This is a genomic window from Nostoc sp. NMS4 (assembly GCF_017115095.1).
Classification (GTDB): domain Bacteria; phylum Cyanobacteriota; class Cyanobacteriia; order Cyanobacteriales; family Nostocaceae; genus Nostoc.
Window position 1 is genome coordinate 1 of the sequence record NZ_JABXKI010000239.1, and the last position, 20385, is coordinate 20385.

Consider the following 20385-nt stretch of genomic DNA (forward strand, 5'->3'; position numbering starts at 1 on the left):
AGTTTATTAAACTGGCACTTTAGTATTAATTTTCCATAAAAGTAACGCAAGAACCTAGATATCAAAACAATAAACAAATTTACTTTTGAGCGCAAGGCTTTTGATCAATTGCTCGGATACTACGTTCTATCGCTAATTGAAAGACGATTTGAACCAGATATCAAACCGATAGCCCGCTTAGGCATATATTTTAGCCGCTACGCATACCTCCATGAGTTCCCTGTAGATCAGGTTATTAATCCTAAAACTTTTCCGCAGTTCTTAATTTGGTTTGAAAAACGAGCGCAAGAAATATAGAAGCTGATGTAGATAACAAAGCCGAGACCAAAAACATTTCCCAAAATTGGGAATAATTCACCAACCATCTGGGTAATCCTGGATGGTTTTCTGGTTTACTAGAAGATAAGCAAATGGGTGTTCACCATGATTGATTTACTGTCCGAGGATTTAAAGCACTCCGAGAAATACTTTGGCTGTAGTATTGATGTTTGGCGCGATGATAGGCGCAGATGCTATTTGGCTGAATTATATGCCCCGGTACGCAACAGAATGTTGATGCAACAAAGGCAAGCATTCTCAGATATTCAATCGGCTGTAGCTTACATGAAGAAACAGATCGATAAATACTATTCGCAAGGTTGGTATAAAGGCTGCATTATTGACGTGTGGTTTGAGCTACGCCTTGGCTGCTACTTGGCTGAATTATATGTACCCGTGCAGTCAGAAATGGTGCTACAAGAAAGCTTACCATTCCCAGATACTCAATCAGCCCTAGCTTACATGAGGGCGCAAATCGATAAGTTATCCTTTTAATGTCCGTGTGCTGCATTTTGGAGGAATACTCATGATCCACAAAGTTTTCATGCCAAATGGAAAACAGTTAGCCAGTCACGACGCTTGGATGATGATGCACCCGGCAATGGATGCTGATTGTCAATTTTCAGTGGGTGATTTGGTTGAATTAGAAGAAGGGATTTTTGTTCTTAATGAAGATATTAACCCAATGGAGTTAGCAACCGACAAGCAGATTCAACAGGCCCTATTGCAACCAAGTAGTTCAGATTTGTAATCTGATACGTTGAGTTATCACCCAACCAAAAAGAGTAAAACTTGTTAGTTGTATGAAATTCTCAGATTTACAGAGCGGCGATTTATTTTGTTTTCCAAACGGCGAAGACACCTACAAAAAAATAGGGGATACACTTGCAATGCCCTTATGCAGCCGAATGAATCACGTAGCAGATGTGCGTGTGGGAACTGAAGTTATCGGCATAGAACCAAGCGCTTACTCGCGTGATAGAGAGGAAAATATGCCTGACTTTGAAGGGCTAACTTGGGAGATTCAATGCCAACTGGCAGAAATAGGCAACTAAAATCCGCACTACAAATATTTTCCCAAAATTGGGAAAACCAGTTTTTTGGGTAGCATGGGAATTACAAAAGTTATGCCGATTGAAAATTTTAGAGCATAACTTCTATGACCTCACAAAGGAGTTGGTTGACCAAGCTGCTGTTTCAATCCCTAATAGGGATTTGGGTTAATTGCAATCCACCACCCGCCCCGATATTCAACTTACCGTGGGGTTTCAATCCCTAATAGGGATTTGGGTTAATTGCAATCATCGTATATGTTACTTCCCCAGGAGTAATAGTACTACTGTTTCAATCCCTAATAGGGATTTGGGTTAATTGCAATCACAAATGCGATCGCATTTACACTCTGTCATTGAGTTTCAATCCCTAATAGGGATTTGGGTTAATTGCAATCGGATTGCAGACGCAAAACTTTGGCTCACGCAGTAGTTTCAATCCCTAATAGGGATTTGGGTTAATTGCAATGTAATATCGACAATTATCGTTAAGAATAAAGGGTTTCAATCCCTAATAGGGATTTGGGTTAATTGCAATTTTGCTGAAACCAGTCAAGCCCGTGCTGCTAATGCCGAGTTTCAATCCCTAATAGGGATTTGGGTCAATTGCAATCTGTTAAGTGCTTCTTGTCTGTTCATTGGGAATAGTTTCAATCCCTAATAGGGATTTGGGTCAATTGCAATTTAGGCAAGGTTGCTGCTATTTCTGCATCTATTTGTAGTTTCAATCCCTAATAGGGATTTGGGTCAATTGCAATTTTCGTCTTGTGGGACTAACTTCGATCGGTTGTTTCAATCCCTAATAGGGATTTGGGTCAATTGCAATGGACAGCATCTGAAAGCTTTGCTGTATTTGGTTTTCAAGGTTCAATAGCGCGAATGCAAAAATTATAACATGGCTGTTACTCATTTGACTAGATGTAAATCGCTGAAAGGCAGTCTAGATAAAGTGCGCGGATGATTTAGTAATACTTTAACTCTCAAGTGCTTATATATAAGGCAATACAGCGATTTTTTACGGATTGTTATTTTGCACACCTACCTATCCGCGCATTTTGGGAAAAAAACAAGTCTGATTTCAAACCCTACTACAAAGCATCACCTATTCAGCTTCTAGGAATCCTTTTATCGTTTCAGCCGGAATATTGAAAAGTGGATGGTTAACAAATGTCTTTAATCCTTCCAGTACTCCTGCTTCTAGCGCAGATATCAATCTGGCTTTTAGTGTGGGATTGCGTTTAATTTCTTGATGAATCGCTTCTGTAACTACGTCTGTTGTTGGATTAGTTTGAGCTAGTTGATTGAGAATTTTTTGAATGTCTGCTGCTGCCTCAGCCAGATTTTGTTTCTGCTCTGGCAAATAGTTGTTAAAATCGCCTTCAACATTTCCAGCGACTCCGTAGACTGGGGCATGAAAATTTTGCTGTACTTTGGATTGTTCTGCCATGAGTTTAGGGACTTCTCCGAGTTTATCATTTGCTTGATTAAATAATAAAAAAAGTCTGTTAATTTCCTTTAACTTGTGTCGTTCCAAAACTTGAAGAGTGGAACCTAATCCCTGGTCAACTACACCAGCAAGGGATAGCAACTTATGCAATAAAGTTTCGTGGCTTGTTGGCTCAAAATAATATTGCAGATTACGCCATACAGATGCTTTCTCTCTGATTGAACCTAATCGCCAACCTTCTTTTTCTGCTGCCTCCACCGACTGGTCAGTACGGTAAATGGCAGTGAGTGTGGCTTGCTGCCGTTCATTGAGTTTTTCCCACAGATGAAGGTGTTTACTCATCACTCATATCCAAGCTCAGGCGTTCGCGGAGCGTCTCGTAGAGAAGCGAGGCTCAAGGCGTTCCATTGAAGATTTAGGTTTGCTTAATTTAGTCATAGTTTCCTCTCCCTCACGTCTCCACTAAAATTACCTGTAGTGAGTAGTTCATTCTTCTGGTGGCACTGTTGCATTTGCTCAAACCAGTTCAAGTTAGGACTTTCTCGGTTTTCACGTCGGTAAGCCTCAGCACAAGCCTTTTCATAAACCTCATCCCAGCTACGAAGAAAGTCTTTTTGATAAGATGCTAAATCTTTGTATGGGATAGCACTTTCAAGTGAGACAGCCTGCACTATCTCTTCAAAGCTTTGAAAATACCCAGGCTCAATTGCGATTGCTAACAAAAACCTCACGGAATTGTTTTTAAACTCTTGATGACATAGCTCTAATGCCTCTGATTTCATCCTACTAACCTTGAGAATTATTTGGAATATTTTACCAAAAATCCCCCCCTTCAGATTGGTTGAGGGATTATTCTTTTGGTGGCGGTTTTGCATCTGCCTCTAGTTCAGAAATAAACCTGTCTAGCACTTTTGTTGCGGTTTTGAACTGGGGCGACGTGGTGGCGACTTTTACCCTCAAGGATCGTAAAATGCGATCGCGTATTTCCTTCTAGTCGGGTCTAGTCTCTGGTCTATCTTCTGGTCTAGTTTCTTCAATAACTTGTCTATTTTCCTCTGTCGCTGCCTGTCTATCATCTTGTCTAAATTGTGCTAGCAACCGCCGCTCAAACTCCCCCAAGCGTTGGTCTAGTTTAGCGTATATAAGTTCGTCTACTTCCGCCAGAATTGCCTCTAGAGACGGCGTGTCGGTGGGTGTGGTAGTAATTGGTTTACCCAGTGCGGTGAGAATTGCATCTAGGATGAATTGGCTGGCGGTAATGTTGCGATGGTCGCAAGCGAACCGGCGTAGCCATCGCTGGCTGCTTGTTTAATTTCGTCCAGGAGTCCGGGGTGTTTGTCTAGCCTGATATTTAATTGGGGGCGAATGGGTTTATCCGGCATATAACGGTCTATCTGGTTGTCTAGTTGCGCTACTAGATTAAACATTACAATTTTTTTCGTTAGAACTAGAAAATAAAACTGTTACATTACTATCAGTAATGTGACAGTTTGACTTTTTCGATAAACTATGTTAACTAAAATTGAAAGTAAAAAACAGCGCCAGAGTAACGCAACTTATCGTGATCGAGAATATTTAGAGCCTAATGAAATTTTGGCTTTAATCAAAGCTGCTGGGGCTAGGGGCAGATATAAAGAGCGCGATCAGTGCCTAATTTTGTTGATGTTCAGACATGGTTTTAGGGCGACTGAAGCGACTACTTTGAAATGGGATATGGTTGACTTGGATGCAAAACAAATAAATATAAACCGATTGAAGGGAGGTGATAGCGGTAAGCATCCTCTCCAACCAGATGAGGTAGAATCATTAGTTATTTTGAGAAATCTTTATCCTAAAAGTACTTTCGTATTCCTGCCAGAGCGTGGTGAGCATCTATCAGTTCATGGGCTAGGAAAAATCTTCACTCGCGTAGCTCAAATTGCAGGGTTGGAGATTAGAATACATCCACACATGATGCGACACAGTTGTACTTATTTTCTTGCAAATAAAGGAACTCCAATTCAAGATATCCAGGCTTGGCTTGGTCATAAAAACCCGGCGAATACTATTAAATATCTTCCTGCACCTAAAGGATTTGAGAAATTGAATTGGAGTTGGTAAATTTTAAAGGAACTTGAAAAACGTCAACCAACCAGGGAGGGTGTGTCCGTGGGTGTGGTGGTTGTTGGTTTGCCCAACGCAGACTTGATTGCCTCTATCAGAAATTCGCTCTTCTTACGAAGAGCGATCGCTTTTCCCAATTTTGGGAAAAATGGTACCTGCGATCGCTGCTACTCCTACACATCTCAAAAGCAAGATTTTAACTACTGCTGCAAAAAACCGCTTAAATTGATTAACAATTCTGAGGATGGATAAGTCAATTATCCTTGCATGACAACAAAATATGCTTATCCATATTTTCTGACTCTAACCAAAGGTAGTGCTAAAAATCAGCAATCAAGTTGGCACTACTTGGAGTGGCCCCAAGCCTTGTATAGAAAGGATAGATATTTGCCAAACTTATCGATGGGGGTGAAATTGGGATTTTGATAGGTGTGAATGATAAGTAATACTTAACTGAGGTCAGTTCAGGTGTGTTGCTTCACGAAAGGATCAGGGTTTGGGACAATAGTTAGTGTCCATATTTTGACGCGTACACCGGACACTACCACCAAGAATAAATGAGGCTGCCACCCCCAACTCGTCTACCCAACAAGCACTACAGGTCTAGAGAATACCTTACACCAAGCGAAGTGCGATCGCTACTCGATGCCGCACTTGAGCGCAAAGCTCGTTATTCTCACCGTGATTATACACTGATGTTGCTCATGTTTCGCCACGGTCTGAGGGTAGGGGAAGCTGTAGGGGCTAAGTGCGGTTTAAGATGGGATGCACTGATGTGGGGCGAACGTCAGATTTTCATCACCAGGGAAAAGGGCAGCGATTCTGGGGTGCATCCCTTGAGAGACGATGAATTAGTTTTGCTCAAAGAACTCAGAGAGATGTTTCCAGATAGCAAATATATTTTCGTTTCTGAGCGCGGTGAGGTGATGTCTACTGATGCGGTGCGAAAGCTGCTTGGGCGGCTGGCGGTACAGGCGGGGCTTGATATCAAGGTACACTGTCACATGATGCGCCACGCCTGCGGTTACTATTTGGTAAATCAGGGTTACAACACCAGAGAAATTCAAGACTTCCTCGGACACCGGGATATCAAACACACTGAAAAATATACCAAGCTCAACGCTCGACGTTTCCTGAATTTTGATTGGGGTGATTTGTAAAATTTTGACTCAAAGAGCCTTATGAAAAAATTCAGAGGTTTGACTGTATAATACCAAAAGTTTACCTTATGCTGTGGTCTATTTTTATTCTAAATAAAGAAAAAACTGAGAAATACATTTTCAGAAGAATTTACTTATATGAACAAGTCCCAAAAATGCATCTGTGCCATCGCTAGCATGATCTTGAGCTTTGGTGTAATTCCAGCTAAACCGACAGAAGCGGCTACAGTTACCTACGATCTAACTATTGATTTTGATGCGGGTAGTTTAGCTGGAGAAAGTTATAAGGGTTTCTATAGTTATGATCCAGCATTAATTGAACTTGATGGGGTGGGAAAACCTTTTAGGGTTACTGACTTTGATTATAATTTAGGTGGTTTTCAAGAGATTTTAAATTCCACTATTGAATCCCAAAATTTAATTGTCAACAGATTGGAAGTTTTCTTTTCTGGTGGTAATGAAAACAAACCAGGTTTATTAATAGATGCCTTTGATAACCCCGCGCCTCCAAATGTATATTTTGACTTATATTCCTATCCCTTGGGTGATTCGCGTTCGATAGTAGGTAAAAATATTTTTGGTGTAGGTGATTCTGGAAGCGGCGATGGCTTTGTATCGTTTGGAAGAGTGACTCAGCAGGAACGTTCTGTATCTGTCCCTGAATCTCCCAATATCGTTGGTTTAGTAGTTGCTGGTAGCATAGGTTTGCTGATCAAGCGTAGGTTAACAGCTTCTCAAAAAGGGTAAGTCAAAAAGAAATAGACATACCGTTTAAATCCAAACCATCATAAAAATCTAATTGATCCTCAGTTGAGTGTAAGTATTAACTGAGGATCAATTAGCTTTACAGATTTATTTTTAACTAATTATAGTTTGACTAAATGGGAATGCAATCTACCGTTTAAATTCCTAAACGTTTGCATTCGTTATCCATTAGTTGGTCGTACATTGCCAGTTTTGAGTGAATCGATTCGTACAATTTGCCTAAATGTTCGGGATCGCACTGGCACTTGTTGACCATTTGCTTAAACCATTTAAAACCCTCTTTGTCACTACGTCCAGCTTTGAAATCTAAAAGAACACCCCAAAGGCATTCACTTCCTGTAATGGGTGGAAACCCCATTGAGACTGCCTCTTGTTCTGCAAGAAGGTTGTACCGTTGGATGATTTTGCGGTTGAGAGTTTCTTGTTGTGGTGTCATGAGTTTGGGGTCAAATCCATTCTTCTGGTTGCGTTTATTCTTACGAGGTTTTGTCATATCTATTCCTCAATTTTTTATTTGAAATATGCAATCATATTATAGTATATTTGTACTATAAAAGAAACCTTATTTTTTGATAATTAACTTATGCGCGATCGCTTTGGGCGTTTCTGTTTGCCCTCTAAGCGCCTTCATCATCCGATCTATTCAAGTAAATCTTATGAACTCAGGTGAAGAGGAAGGTTATAAAGAAAGCAGTCAATAAAGCAAATTGCAATTTGAACAAGGAGCGACATACAAACATATATGTTGATTCTGCGCGATTACCAACAAGATTTAGTTTCAAAAACTTTTACTGCTTGGTCTTGTGGAATTAGAAAAGTATTATTGCAACTGAGTACGGGTGGCGGCAAGACTATTATCTTTGCTGCAATCGCATCTGAATTTATAGCCCAAGGTGAAGGTGTGTTGGTAGTGGCGCACAGGGAGGAATTAATTCTCCAGGCCAGCGAGAAACTGACGGCAGCCACAAAAGTACAACCAGGAATCATTAAAGCAGGATACAAGCCAACTGATTCCTTAATTCAAGTAGCCAGTATCCAAACTCTTTTTCGTCGCCAAACTTACCCAATAGCGAAGGTTGTCATTATTGATGAAGCTCACCATTCTTCAGCTAATAGTTACCGTAAATTGCTAGATGCTTATCCAGATGCACTCATTTTGGGATTGACAGCGACACCAAGACGTGAAGATGGTTACGGACTGCGAGATATTTTCGACCACCTGATTTGCTCAATTAAGACCCAAGAATTAATAGCCCTTGGATATTTGACAGATTACAAGTTAATCGCTGGCTTTAAATATGCCAAACACAAAGTCCCTAAAAAACGTGACTTCACCAGAAAAGAATTAGAAGAAGTTGCTTCTGATTACAAACCGGCTGAGGTGTTAAAGCAGTGGAAAAAATTTTGTGCTGGTAAAAAGACAATTATTTTTGCGGTCAACGTCAAGCATTCTCAAGAGATCGCAGCAGTATTTCGTGCAGATGGCATCACCTGTGAGCATCTTGATGGAGATACACCACACTCTGAGCGCTTTGCAATTTTAGATAGATTTCGTAATGGTCAGACGCAGGTGATTAGCAATTGTGCAATTCTGACTGAGGGATTTGATTGTCCTGACTCACTTGCTGCGGTGATTGCTCGTCCCACCAGTAGTGTTACTCTCTGGTTGCAAATGATTGGCAGAATATTACGCCCTGCACCGTTTAAGGAATATGCAACTGTCCTAGACATGACTGATAACTGGTTTCGGCTTGGTCGTCCCTGTGACAACAGGGAATGGAGCCTTGATCCGATATCCTGTGACCCGGATAGCCTTGGGGTGAGATGCTGCCCGCACTGTCACCATGTTTTCAAACCAATGCCAGCCTTAATTCGGACTAAAGAATACTTTAATTCCACTCTAGCAGAGTTTGTGACTCAATATGAGGCGGATTGTCCCAACTGCGGCGAATCTTTTAAGTGGATATTGTCAGAGGATTCTGGAATAGAAAATAGTGGAATACCAGTGATTGTTTCTAGCAACGAGATTGAATTTAAAGAAGTTCCTCCAGAAGTCCGTCCTGTTTTACTGCGCCCAATTATTGAAGCTAAAAAGCGGAAATTTCGGAGCGAAGGGAAAAAATTGTTTTTTTACAATTCCACCATTAGAGGCTGGTTCTTAAATTGCCAAGAACTAACTCTAACAGAGCTACTTTACGCTATTCAACTACTTGATTGCTCAGAAGAAACATTTGACAAGAGCATAGAATATTTAACCTTCAAAGTACGCATTGCTACTGAATGGGAAGATGTAACTCGAATTATGTCTCGTCGTCCAGACAATGTGAAGAAAGTTATTTGGAGTAATTTGTCTGGTTTAGAAAAAGACAGACTCAACCAAATGAAAGCACAGTATGATAACGAAATGAAGGAATGGCTGACCGAAGAAAATCTGGCAGTAATAGCGAGTGACCTGGAAATCTGTGAAGACATTGAGATGATTTCTGATTTATGGGAAATCTATAAAAAACCAGCGATTAAAGCCGCGATTGATCTGGTAAGTGCTGAGAGGCGCGGACAAATTACGCAGTGGATTACTCAGTTAGACACAGTTAGTTATTCCTGACCTAACCGAGAGGAAAGAAAATTAGAGTTGTAAATTGGAGTCATTCTCAGACTGGGAATGATGTTTTTTAAAGTCCCTACAAAACAGTGCTAGTGAGCCGGAGAGTGCTAAATCTCAAGGATGAGAGTAGCCAATTATGCCCATTGCTTTAATCCGAGAAAACAACCCAATGAAAATAGACTTGATTTGTTGTGCTGCGAAATTTACTTAAGAAAGCAGGTTGGATTCACTAAGTTGGTGATTAACCCAATTTGGTACGAAATTGTTTGATGTACTTTGCTTTCTCCCAATTCATAGTTTTTTTAAATTGCTTAGAAGTCTGCAATTTTGAGACTGCCTGGGCATCTGCGATCGCAACGGTTGTGGTTGTGATTTAAAAACGAGTATTGGGTGGGACACATTCACAAAGTCATTCCCAATATTGGGAATGATGTTTGACGACTTTGAGCAAGAAGGGGTGCATCACCGATAGCGTAGCGTTAGCGACGCAGGAGCGTCACAGCCCACCGCAGATATCGCTCTTTAGTTATGGGAGAAGCTGAGGCGATCGCTCATCGACTCAACCATCCCAAACGGTTTGAGCATTTTAATTGGGATTGGGACGGGAAAAATCCATTTTAATATTTATCACATTCAACGAGATGAGCGGTCGCAGAGTCTATGGTTTATTAATCATTGACCTAATTTACTGAACGTGGCTGTCAGCAGAGCGCGAGAGGCTATTTGCAAACTAACAAGCACAGAAATCTTAATAACATGCTTCAATTTCGTACAGAGGGTCAAGTTGCCGATAATGTTCGGCAGGTTGGAAATACAGCAACCGTGCCCCGTCCGCAGCAAGTTGCTGTTGCTGGGTGTAAGCTAGATAAAACAAATTATTCTTCCAGAGATGCCAATAAGAGGGGGAACCCCCCAGCAGAGGCTCTAAAGCTTCATCTATTCGCCGATAATGTCCCTTGAGTAATTCTGCAATTTCAAATTGGGCATCAAATGGCTCCTCCTCGGTTCCTATCAACATATCTAATTCTGACAGCCTTCTGTCTTTCTCCTGTTGCTGTTCGGGAGAAGGAGGTTTCACAACTGCCTGTATTTCCTCTGGCATATCTAGTAAGAAGAACTGTGAGCGTCCACGTCTATTAATCTCTTCCTCATAAAACTGGTTTTCTTCTTCTTCTATACGGTCAACTGTACCAGAAATAAACGTCTGACCCATAGCATCTGCTTCCAGAAGGATACCATTGTGACCGTATGCGCCGAAGTGAAAAGCATTGCAATCAATTTGCATAGCTAGTTCTGATAGGCGAGGGCGAGAAGCACCTCTAGCTCGACGGCATAGTAGTTCATTCGGTTCGGTTTTCACTATAGTCCATCCCGGAGTGCTAACGAACAGTCCGACAATCCATAGGTCGGGTAATAGCAGCCAGGGAGTTTGGCGCAATTCCTCATTTGATAAGGGTTGAGGTGGTTGGGAAATGCGACGGCAACCTTCAAGCTCAAAGATGCGGGTTATGGCCAGTTCAATTGAATCTAAATTATTTGACTGGATACAAGTAGTGTAATTTCGGAATTCGATAAACAATGACAACCTCCTATTCTGACAAGGAAAGATTAGAAAGATTCATCCTCATCATCTTCAGACAGAGGCTCAGGTGGTAGCAGGATGACGGGATGAGGATTGTACGTAGTTGGGGGTTGGAAATACAACAGTTGCGCTCCCTTATCTTCTAGCTGTTGTGGTTCGGCGTAAACATAGTAAAGTAAATCACGCAAATACCAGCAGGATTTAGATTTGTCTATTACTTCCGCCAAAGCGTTATCAATGCGTTCGGCATAACCCTTTTCTACTTCATCTTGTAGGTTAATCAATAACTCTGATTGTGGGTCTTCTGCCAACAACCGCTCATACTCAGCTTCAATTCTTGCAATTTCTGGGTTTTCATGTACTCGCATCGCTTCCTGCATTGGCTGTGGCACTGTTAACAGAGAAAACTGTGAAATTGGCTCAGGTGCATTAATTTGTTCGTCGTAAAATAGATGGGTTTCATCTAAACTATTAGCTCCTTCGTAATCATTCCAACCAGAAAGGAAGATATGACCAGTTGCATCGGCTTCCAGCAAGATTCCGCAAATGTCACGAACTACCCGAAAATGAAAAACATCACACCCCAACTGCATTGCTAACGCTGATAGTCGGGGGCGAGTAACACCTTCTACCCGCGCACAAAATAACTCGTTTGGCCAAGTTTTCACAATTGTCCATCCGTCTTCACCTCTGCATAAGCTGATGAGCCATAAGCGCGGTCGCTCCCAAGCAGGAAGATAACGCAGTTGTTCTGAGTCAATTGTGATCTCCGGCAGATGAGTGAGACGACGGCAACCTTCTTCCTGCTCCAAGATGTGGGTCATTGCATCTGCAATGGCAGCAAGATTATTCGACCGAATACAAGTGGTGAAATTGTAGTATCTATCAAACATTGAGTTGTTTTTGTCCTCAGAAAGAACGAGGGAATCGAATATGGTGAACCGCAACTGAATTTATAGTACGGGGAGGCTGCTTGTATTCAAACATATCCCTGGCAGCTAAACCAGCTTCTTTGTCACTAAAACACATGAAGTATTGAAGTCCGCAATCTTTAGCTACCTCTGCTTCTTTGTCTATCTGGCTGATCATTTTTCTAAATATAAATTTTTCTTGTTCAGTAGGAGGAATATAGTTTGAATCGCCAGGAAGCAGTAAATATTTCTTCAACCATCTATATCCTGTTTTTACTTCTGCTACCGATCCAACAGGTTCCGACCCATTCCCATTGTTAACTATGGCTCCCTCCGCTCTGACTAGCCCATCGTAAAATGCCGGTAATCCTGAGGGAGTTATCACGAGGTAGTCACCAGGCGAACCAGTGATGTAGGTAGCATATTTACTATGTGTTACGTCTTTACCTAAATCTAGGTTATTAATGTTTACCTTATCACCTAAATGCCGATCTAATTCAAGATTAAAGCATCCATGTTCCGGCTCTACTTTACCTTTAGTAAAAACCTCCTGTTCTGTTATCCTCTCTGGATTGTTTTTGTTATGTATAAGAACATTTAGCTCCCTCTGCTGTGCTATTTTTAATTGCTCAACTAGCTCACGTTCTCTTTGATTACTGTAAGGATTTCCTGTAATCGGATTGATATCAGCTACGTGTGATGGATTTGTTGTAGGTTGATTATCATTTCCTTTGAAAATTTCCTCTATTACCCGAAATAATAGAACACCAGAATCTTTAAGAAGTTCAAATATGTTTGGAACCTCATCCTTTAATGCATAAGGTCCGTAGATGCGTGCTGCGGTGCCATTGCTCTTTGCATTCCCAATAACGAACTTGGACTTATTAGATTTAAGAACGCCGCTTTCGTAAGCAATACTAATCAATCCTTTTTTATCGACACCAGTGTATATGCTGTAGTTAGCATTGTTAATGGAGACAGAACCAGTAACTCTAACTGAACCATTAGCTTGTACATAAATTTTACCACCAGTGTGATTTCCGTCAGAGCGGAGATATCCAGTTTTGACTGCTCCCTGAGAACTGGTGATCGCAATTACTCCACCGTTTGAGATGATGTTTTGGCTAATAACATTGCCAACAGAAGAGATATATACATCACCGTTATTGGTAGTAATATCGCCTTGTGTAGTAACAGTACCTTGCTTGGCAATTAGGGCAACTGTACCCCACTGAGAATTGATTTTACCTGTAGTAACTTTCTGATTAGCTTGTATGGCTACGTGACTACCACTATTAATCTCGCCAGAGACAACGACATTCTCTTGGCTAGCTACTAAAGCAACTGTACCGTATGCTGATGTAATCTTTTGAGCAAATACATTCTTGGCAGCACCAAGAGTCACATTATCAACGCTAGCGATCGCACCTTGGGCTTTAACATTACGACTGCTGCTAATCAAAGCAACCTTACCATTTTGTGATGTAATATCTTGAGCAACTACATCTTTAAAAGCCCCAAGAGAAACATCACTATTACTGGTAATTGAACCATTGACAGTAACCGCACCTTGACTGGAGTTAAGAAGAACTACATCATTGGCAGACTTAATTTTCTCGGTGGTGATGTTCTGTTTGGCTAGAGCAGTTACACCATAATCACCAATAATTTCCCCAGTGGCAGTAATAGCCTTAGTAGCACTAATCAGACTAATTCCAGCATTTGTGGAAGTAATGTTGTGAACAACAACATCTTTAAGAGCAGTAATATTTACATCACCATCTTGGGTCTGAATATCACCCTGTGTTCTGAAAGCCCCATCACTCAAAATATCTACTTGTTTAGCAGTGATATTACCAGTAGTGACATCGCCTTTAGAATCGTATTTTTTGTCACCAATTTTACCTAAAGAAATATTTACATTACCTGAGTCAGTACTAGACAAAGAAGCTGTGGTAATGTCATCAATAGCATTTAGAGTAATATTGCCTTGACTGGTGATATCACCATTAGCCGTGAAAGTTTTAGCACTATTAACTGTCAAGTCCTTAAGACTAGCATTACCACCAACTGCATTATTGAAAGTAATATTGCCCAAACCTCCTGTCAGACTGAGGGATGAAGCACCTGCACTGTTACTATCGACAGTATTTTTGAAGGTAATATCGCCGCCCTTGGAAGTAGCAGTAGATTTAGCAGAGTTAAAAGTGTAAGCACCAGTACTGCTATTGAGGATTGTGGGGCCATCAAGAGTAATATTGCCGCCTTTGGTGACAACTTTGGAGCCAGTGAGATTAATCTTAAGTCCCTGCAAGAAAACAGAACTACCTTGAGTAGAAATATTGCCTACAGTGATGCCATATTTGGGTGTTACTGTTGTAGAAATGGGACTAAGAAGGAAAGCGTGATATTGTCCTCCAATCAGTCCACTTCCCAATATCTGCCCTCTATTGTTAATGTCTGTAGCGTATGATAAAGTCCAGCCTGAGTTTGATGAAATCAAACTGTTGAGGTCAGCTATTTTGCCATCTTTGTAGAGGAAAGGGTGTCTTACATCACTGGAATAACCAATGATTTGACCAGCATCATTAATAGCTTCAGCATAACTATAACTAGAGCTATTCCCAGACACAGTGCCAAGGTCAGTCATCTGCCCATTACTATAGAGAAAAGCGTGGCCATAGCCATCATTAGTCGTAGAAGAACCAACGATTTTACCAGCGTTGTTGATATCAGTAGCCTTGCTGTCAGTGCCTCCGGGCAAAGTGCCGAGGTCAGTCATCTGTCCATTATTGTAGAGAAAAGCGTGGGTTTGGTAGTTGAAATAACGCCATTCATGAAGCCCAGGTTCGCTGCTATAAGCCCTACCAGTCATTTCATTAATACCGTCGAGAAAATCCGCTTTATTGGAATAACCAACAACTTGACCAGCGTCATTAATAGCTGTAGCTTCGCTATAATTGCCTCTAAGAAAAGTACCAAGGTCAGTTATTTTTCCGTCACTGTAGAGAGAAGCGTGGTAATCACCACCCCCATTGACGTTGTGAATACCAACAGCTTGACCAGAGTTGTTGATATCCGCAGCATAGGTATAGCCGCTACCCATCAAATTACCGAGGTCAGTCATCTTACCATCACTATAGAGAAAAGCGTGATCCATGTAATCACTGGTAGTGGCAGTACCAACAATTTGACCAGAGTTGTTAATAGCTTTACCTTGACTTGTAAAGCCCCCAGATAAGAAACCGAGATCAGTCATTTGCCCATCACTATAAAGGAAAGCATGAGTCTGACCATCATTGTCACTGAAATTACCAACAATTTGACCAGAGTCATTGATCCCTGTAGTGAAAGCATAGTTATAATTGCTTCCAAATAGAGTGCTGAGGTCAGTGATACTGTAACTACCACTGGTCGCACTTTGTAATTCACTCAATCCTGATTGCAAACTTAGTCCAGGACTGTTGTCAAGAGCAGTATTTTTGAGGGTAATATTGCCAGATGTAATACTACCTTCTGTTTGCACTTTCAGCGAAGAACCTATGTAATCACCAAATTGAAGATTATTGGATGCTGAGATTTGGACAATTGTAGTTCCATCAGTACCAGTGAAAATAATTTGCTCACCAAGGTCAGTTTGAAAAACTTCACCTTCACCATGTCCAGTCAGAGAAAAGCTTTCTGATTTTCCATTAGCATCTTGTAGAGTTAATTGGAAATTTTTATGATTATCGAAACTACCAAACTTTCCCTTGAATACTGAAGTAGAATTTAAAAGAGAATCGTTACTAGTAATGGAAGTACGTGACAGATTTTGACTACTTCCAGTAAGTGGGTCAAAATCAGATGTCAGATTGTTCGCAAGTGATTGAGATGGAATAGATGTATAAATAACTGATTGATTGAATAACGGTAAACTATCAGAGATAGTACTAACAGAATTACTGTAGTTAGTAAGAGTTTCCTGATTATAGTCAACTAGACCAGAGGCACTACTGGTTGGAGATGTTGTTTGTAACCCTATTAATGACGAAGAATTATTCTCTGAAGTACTACTGAAAGATGTTCCTGTCAGAGAAGATGGTAATAACCCTGCTTGAGATGAAGAGACATCAGTGAGGATAATATCAGAGTTTGGCATAATTTGTATCTTTTTAATTAGAAATTATTGTGAATAAAAACTGAGCCGTCTAATTATCTATTGAGAGTTTGTTGTGATAAAATCCAAGTCTTAATTTCTCTAGTTAGTCAGTACCAAATCTGCTCAAGCATTAGTTCAACATCAAAAAATAGCTTGAACATACAAGCTAGAATGCTGGAATTGCCAAATCAGCGTAAGTTGAAGAAGGTAGAGGGCAGAAGGTTCAGTTCAAAAGGGGATTCAGACCCCTCCTGAACGGAAACCACTCAATCTTTCATTGAGTGGGAGTCTAAACCGCAAGGCTTCCCTTTGGTCGTCCAGACGGTACGCTCCTGCATCGCTCTAAGCGAAGGAAGCCATGCCGTAGGCTTTACGTTGCGCTATCGGGCTTTGGAAAATAAAAGGTAATAAATGATTTCGGTATTCTCAAGCTTTAATAATTTGAATAAACTCCAAAAAAATATATTTATCAAACCTCGAATATTGGAATAATGCAGATACCTGAATTGAAGATAAGATAATATTACGGTTTCAGTCTACCGAATCTTTACGGAATTTATTGCTGGCTTTTTTTAGGTAAAGTTCTGGCTTGACAAGTGAATTTATAGTTTGATTAAAGTTTTTATATGTTTAATATGTTTTTGATGAAAACAATTTTAAAGATTTATCTAGCTGGCATTAACTGGTTTACTTGTGACTGAGGATCAGAAAATTGGTTAAGCATTCCAGCAGTACGAAGTTTGTCCAGTACATAAAGCACTGCCAATTTCTGTTCTACAAACAATGGGGCAGACAACGGTATTGCATCAATTTTCGCTTGCAGTAAAGATGTACTTTGACTGCCAGTGTGCGCTAGTTGGCGAGGGTCAGAATCAGAAATTTCGGGATGAGCAAGTCCTACCCATCTTGTTAGCTCGGCTGCAACATTTAAACCCTCACCTCCAGGTTGTTGAACGATTTGCTTCCAGAACAGACGCACAATTTTCCGAGCATGATCTTCTAAAGTGCAAGCTTCATCAGATTTGTATAAGGCACTGACTATCCTGGCTTGGGCTAAGTTGAGCGGCATTCCTAGCTCTTTTTGAGAGTGCTGAAGAAAAAAAGCTTCTTCTCCGTGTTGCTGAAGTGTAACTGGTGCGAGTTTCCACAAATCCCAACTTTGCTTGAGCAGAAACCAATGTTGTTCTGTAATCTCACCTAGTGGCTGCATTGTGGCATGGTATTGAAAGCGCAAAAACATTTGTTTTAGTCTCTCGACTCTCAGAACGTAAGAGTCGGACAAAATCATCTGACTGGAGGAGAAATGATTGTAGAGGACGGTAGAATGTTGAACGTGAAGAAAACGAAACCCCACTATTGCTGCTAGAGTTAAATACTCCCGGTCTGCATCCAATTGAGTCTCTGGATAATTCCACACTTGTAACTCTTGCAAGCGCACTGCTGTAGAGCGACGAATTAGGAAGGCATGAAGAGGTTGCCAGTTATGCATTAGTCTCTGCATTCTTTCGTCGTCATTCTGCTGGAATGCGAAAGCAATTCTCAATTGACACTGCTCGTTTTGATAAAAGCACCATTGCCAATCACCATAGGCAATATCAAACTGACGATTTTGTTCTAATGCTGCTACTTGCAAGGCAATTTTTTTTGGTGTTAATTCATCTGAGCCATCCAGCCATTGGATATAGTCACCAGTAGCTAAAGCTAATCCATGATTGTAAGCAGAACTCGCTACTGCTTGCTGGCATTGAGTAAAGATTACACGTCCTTTAATTGTGCTGGCAAATTGGCGACTAATTTCGCTCAAGTTCTCGGTCGAGTCGTGTTCAACAATAATAATTTCCAGATTGGGATAAATTTGTTGTTGGCAACTGTATAGACAGGCGGCAAATCTGCTGGCGTTATCACTAGAGATAATAATGGAAACTAAGGGGGTGGTGATGGACTGGCTCTGGTTTTGATTGAAAGCGGGGAAAATGTATGACTTGAATTGTTCTACAGTTGTACGAAAATGAGTTTCAATGGTTGGTCGCAAATGGCTGTAACAGGCGTTGGCGGGGCGACGATAAAATTCTTCTAGAACTTGAAGTCCGTTTGCTAACCATCCAGTACAGTTGGATTGGGTAACGATGCTGTCAGGCAACCAGCGTTTGCGAACTAAATAGTAGGGGATATGTACTGGAGTCCCGTATGCAAACAGTCTTAAGTAAAACTCCCAGTCATGACAGCCTTTCAATTGTTCGTTTAATAAACCAACAGTTTGGAAGACTGATTTGGGTACGACGACTTGAGAAAGTGTGTGAATGAAGCATCGCCAAAGCATTGAAAGAATCAGGTCATCTGGATGGCTTGGACTGAGGCTCATTCGGTCGCCCTTGTGGTCAACGCTTGTGATGGCGATATAGTTGCAGTAGCTGAGGACAGCAGTGGGTGTTTGTTTGAGAGTGTCAATTTGATGTTGGAGGTAGTCTGGTAGCCATTGGTCATCGCTATCGAGAAAGGCGATAAATTGCCCCAGCGCGTTTTTGATGCCCAAATTTCTAGCGGCAGCAGCACCAGTATTAGTGGGTATTTGTAACAGTTTGACCTGTGGATAATGGGTTTGAATCCAATCCGCAGTCCCATCAGTCGAGCCGTCATCAATTACGATTATTTCGTAGTTGGTGTAGGTTTGATAACGGATGCTCTCAAGGGCATGACCAAGATAATGTTTACGATTGTAAGTAGGAATAATAATAGAGACAGTTGGAAATGAATTAAAAATCTGCTGGGGTAAGTCAGTGGTATTTTTAGTTGTGTGTTTGGGTTTGATACTAAAATAAGCCACAAGCTGCATAGATAGCTCATATTGGATGTCTAATCCTCGTCTTTTTAATGCATTGGTGATTGCTTTTTGAGACCAGCGAATCGGTTCATACTGTTCATTAGTTAAGTTGCTAGAGTGGCGACGATAATAGTAGAGAGGCTGGGCAATATGGTAAAAATCGGTAACTTCAGAGAGTTTTAAGCACAGATCATATTCTTCGGCATAGAGAAAGTTTGGATCAATACCTCCAACTTGGTCGTAAAGTGTACGGCGTATTAAGCGGAAGTGAAAGGTCATAAAGTCAACAAGCAACCGTTCTTTGGAATAGGGGATTTGGCAACGCTGCCCGATTCCATGCAGGTTTCCCTGTTCGTCCATTAGTTGATAGTCTGTATAGACAAGTCCTACCAAGGGGTGGTTATTAAGAATGGAAATTGTCTGTTCTAAGGCGGTAGGAGCCAGAATATCGTCACTGTCTACCCAACCGATATAATCCCCAGTGGTTGCAGCAACAGCCCCGTGGATAGCAGGGGCAATACCAGTATGTTGGGCGGCTATGACTCGGATACGTTTATCTTGCTGGGCATACTCGGATGCGATTTCAACGGAGCGATCTGTAGAGCCATCGTCCCAAATTAACAATTCAAAATCAGACCAAGTTTGAGCTAGGACACTTTTAATTGCCGCAGCAAGGTAGTTTTCTCGATTGTAAACTGTAATTACGATAGAAACAGATTTTTTTATCAGGTCTTTGCTGATATTTAATTCTTGTTTTCTCAAGCTTTTACCGCTTAAAAAAGCTTCTTTTACTTTGCTGGATTGGTTTTTCTCTAAACTGCTGATTTTTCTATTTAGTTTAATCAGATTGCTTGGCTCCGAAATAGGTGCTTCTTGGGCATTTTCTATAAAATACTCGGATGAGCCTTTGTATCGTAGTACCGCCAATCCATGTTTGAAGGGAGCGACTTTTATGAGTTCTAGTTCAGGAATCTCTTTCAACCACAGATTTACTATTTCGGTTTCCTGATCTCGATAGTAATCGTCCAATAGTAGCCATGTCCCTGGTTGAATAAATGCTTTTAGTAAATGTGGAGCTGGATACCGCGCTCTTAACGAGCTTTCTTGAGGAGGCCCGTCCACGAGAATCAGGTCGGCGGCAAAGGATGAGACATTATTGATATCGTACCATTTAATACTATTCCCATTCAAAATGGACTCTTGCAACTGACATAGCTGTAAGTCCACATACTCTAGTAATCCTTTTTCTTGTAATCGCTGACGAGTGTAAGTGTACCAATTAGAGTTATGTTCTAAAGACAATACTTTCTCTAACTTGAAACTGCCAAACAGAATAGTTGACAGACCACTGCCACACTCAACAACTTTTCGGATACCAGCAGCTTCCACAAACTGGGATATCCACTCTAGCGACTCAGATGTTAACGCCCAGTTAGTAAATTCAGAAGGCTTTATATATTCAGGTAACATAATCAGTTTT

General features: G+C 41.0%; 16 protein-coding genes and 1 CRISPR repeat array. Of the genes, 8 read left to right on the top strand and 8 right to left on the bottom strand.

The window, feature by feature from the left end; translation table 11 throughout:
• Positions 1-423: 423 nt before the first annotated feature.
• From HWQ37_RS21560 to HWQ37_RS21570, 3 genes are read left to right on the top strand one after another with little or no spacing between them, the layout of a single operon-like run.
• Positions 424-813 (top strand): hypothetical protein, encoded by a 390-nt coding sequence (locus tag HWQ37_RS21560; RefSeq protein WP_292750670.1) that lies wholly within the window; start codon positions 424-426, stop codon positions 811-813.
• Between the two features lie 31 nt (positions 814-844).
• Positions 845-1069 carry a hypothetical protein gene (locus HWQ37_RS21565; protein ID WP_292750672.1) on the top strand — a complete coding sequence of 75 codons (225 nt, stop codon included), beginning with the start codon at positions 845-847 and terminating at the stop codon, positions 1067-1069.
• Positions 1070-1121: 52 nt separating this feature from the next.
• On the top strand, positions 1122-1373 hold the full coding sequence (locus HWQ37_RS21570; protein ID WP_292750673.1) for a hypothetical protein: 252 nt from the start codon (positions 1122-1124) through the stop codon (positions 1371-1373).
• Between the two features lie 139 nt (positions 1374-1512).
• Positions 1513-2197: a CRISPR direct-repeat array (repeat unit 38 nt; unit sequence GTTTCAATCCCTAATAGGGATTTGGGTTAATTGCAATC).
• Positions 2198-2472: 275 nt separating this feature from the next.
• On the opposite strand, the gene HWQ37_RS21575 is transcribed toward HWQ37_RS21570, so the two are convergent.
• From HWQ37_RS21575 to HWQ37_RS21585, 3 genes are all read right to left on the bottom strand, one after another.
• Complete coding sequence (locus HWQ37_RS21575) at positions 2473-3159, bottom strand: FIVAR domain-containing protein (protein WP_292750674.1); 687 nt, start codon at positions 3157-3159, stop codon at positions 2473-2475.
• 92 nt (positions 3160-3251) lie between these two features.
• On the bottom strand, positions 3252-3599 hold the full coding sequence (locus tag HWQ37_RS21580; RefSeq protein ID WP_292750675.1) for a hypothetical protein: 348 nt from the start codon (positions 3597-3599) through the stop codon (positions 3252-3254).
• A 453-nt stretch (positions 3600-4052) separates the two neighbouring features.
• The gene (locus HWQ37_RS21585; protein WP_292750677.1) at positions 4053-4244 is read right to left on the bottom strand and encodes a hypothetical protein; all 192 of its coding nucleotides are present in this window, start codon (positions 4242-4244) and stop codon (positions 4053-4055) included.
• 82 nt (positions 4245-4326) lie between these two features.
• Here HWQ37_RS21585 and HWQ37_RS21590 point away from each other — a divergent pair, with 82 nt between their 5' ends.
• The 4 genes from HWQ37_RS21590 to HWQ37_RS21605 all read left to right on the top strand — a co-directional run bounded on the left by HWQ37_RS21590 (position 4327) and on the right by HWQ37_RS21605 (position 6827).
• On the top strand, positions 4327-4917 hold the full coding sequence (locus HWQ37_RS21590) for a tyrosine-type recombinase/integrase (RefSeq protein WP_292750679.1): 591 nt from the start codon (positions 4327-4329) through the stop codon (positions 4915-4917).
• A gap of 88 nt (positions 4918-5005) precedes the next feature.
• Positions 5006-5149 carry a hypothetical protein gene (locus HWQ37_RS21595; RefSeq protein ID WP_292750681.1) on the top strand — a complete coding sequence of 48 codons (144 nt, stop codon included), beginning with the start codon at positions 5006-5008 and terminating at the stop codon, positions 5147-5149.
• A gap of 328 nt (positions 5150-5477) precedes the next feature.
• Positions 5478-6080: a tyrosine-type recombinase/integrase gene (locus tag HWQ37_RS21600; RefSeq protein WP_292750683.1), complete on the top strand. Its 603-nt coding sequence runs from the start codon at positions 5478-5480 to the stop codon at positions 6078-6080.
• A 138-nt stretch (positions 6081-6218) separates the two neighbouring features.
• A complete protein-coding gene (locus tag HWQ37_RS21605) occupies positions 6219-6827 on the top strand; it encodes a hypothetical protein (protein WP_292750685.1) in 609 nt (202 codons plus the stop codon).
• Positions 6828-6981: 154 nt separating this feature from the next.
• Here the strand turns inward: HWQ37_RS21605 and HWQ37_RS21610 are convergent, their stop codons facing one another.
• On the bottom strand, positions 6982-7338 hold the full coding sequence (locus HWQ37_RS21610) for a hypothetical protein (protein WP_292750687.1): 357 nt from the start codon (positions 7336-7338) through the stop codon (positions 6982-6984).
• A 249-nt stretch (positions 7339-7587) separates the two neighbouring features.
• Between HWQ37_RS21610 and HWQ37_RS21615 the strand changes: the two genes are divergently transcribed.
• Complete coding sequence (locus tag HWQ37_RS21615) at positions 7588-9450, top strand: DEAD/DEAH box helicase (RefSeq protein WP_292750689.1); 1863 nt, start codon at positions 7588-7590, stop codon at positions 9448-9450.
• A gap of 748 nt (positions 9451-10198) precedes the next feature.
• Here HWQ37_RS21615 and HWQ37_RS21620 read toward each other — a convergent pair.
• From HWQ37_RS21620 to HWQ37_RS21635, 4 genes are all read right to left on the bottom strand, one after another.
• Positions 10199-11029 (bottom strand): hypothetical protein, encoded by an 831-nt coding sequence (locus HWQ37_RS21620; protein WP_292750691.1) that lies wholly within the window; start codon positions 11027-11029, stop codon positions 10199-10201.
• A gap of 29 nt (positions 11030-11058) precedes the next feature.
• Positions 11059-11925, bottom strand: coding sequence for a hypothetical protein (locus tag HWQ37_RS21625; protein WP_292750693.1), 867 nt, complete (start codon positions 11923-11925; stop codon positions 11059-11061).
• 16 nt (positions 11926-11941) lie between these two features.
• The gene (locus HWQ37_RS21630) at positions 11942-16084 is read right to left on the bottom strand and encodes a DUF3466 family protein (protein WP_292750694.1); all 4143 of its coding nucleotides are present in this window, start codon (positions 16082-16084) and stop codon (positions 11942-11944) included.
• Between the two features lie 664 nt (positions 16085-16748).
• Complete coding sequence (locus HWQ37_RS21635) at positions 16749-20375, bottom strand: glycosyltransferase (protein ID WP_292750697.1); 3627 nt, start codon at positions 20373-20375, stop codon at positions 16749-16751.
• Positions 20376-20385 lie beyond the last annotated feature (10 nt).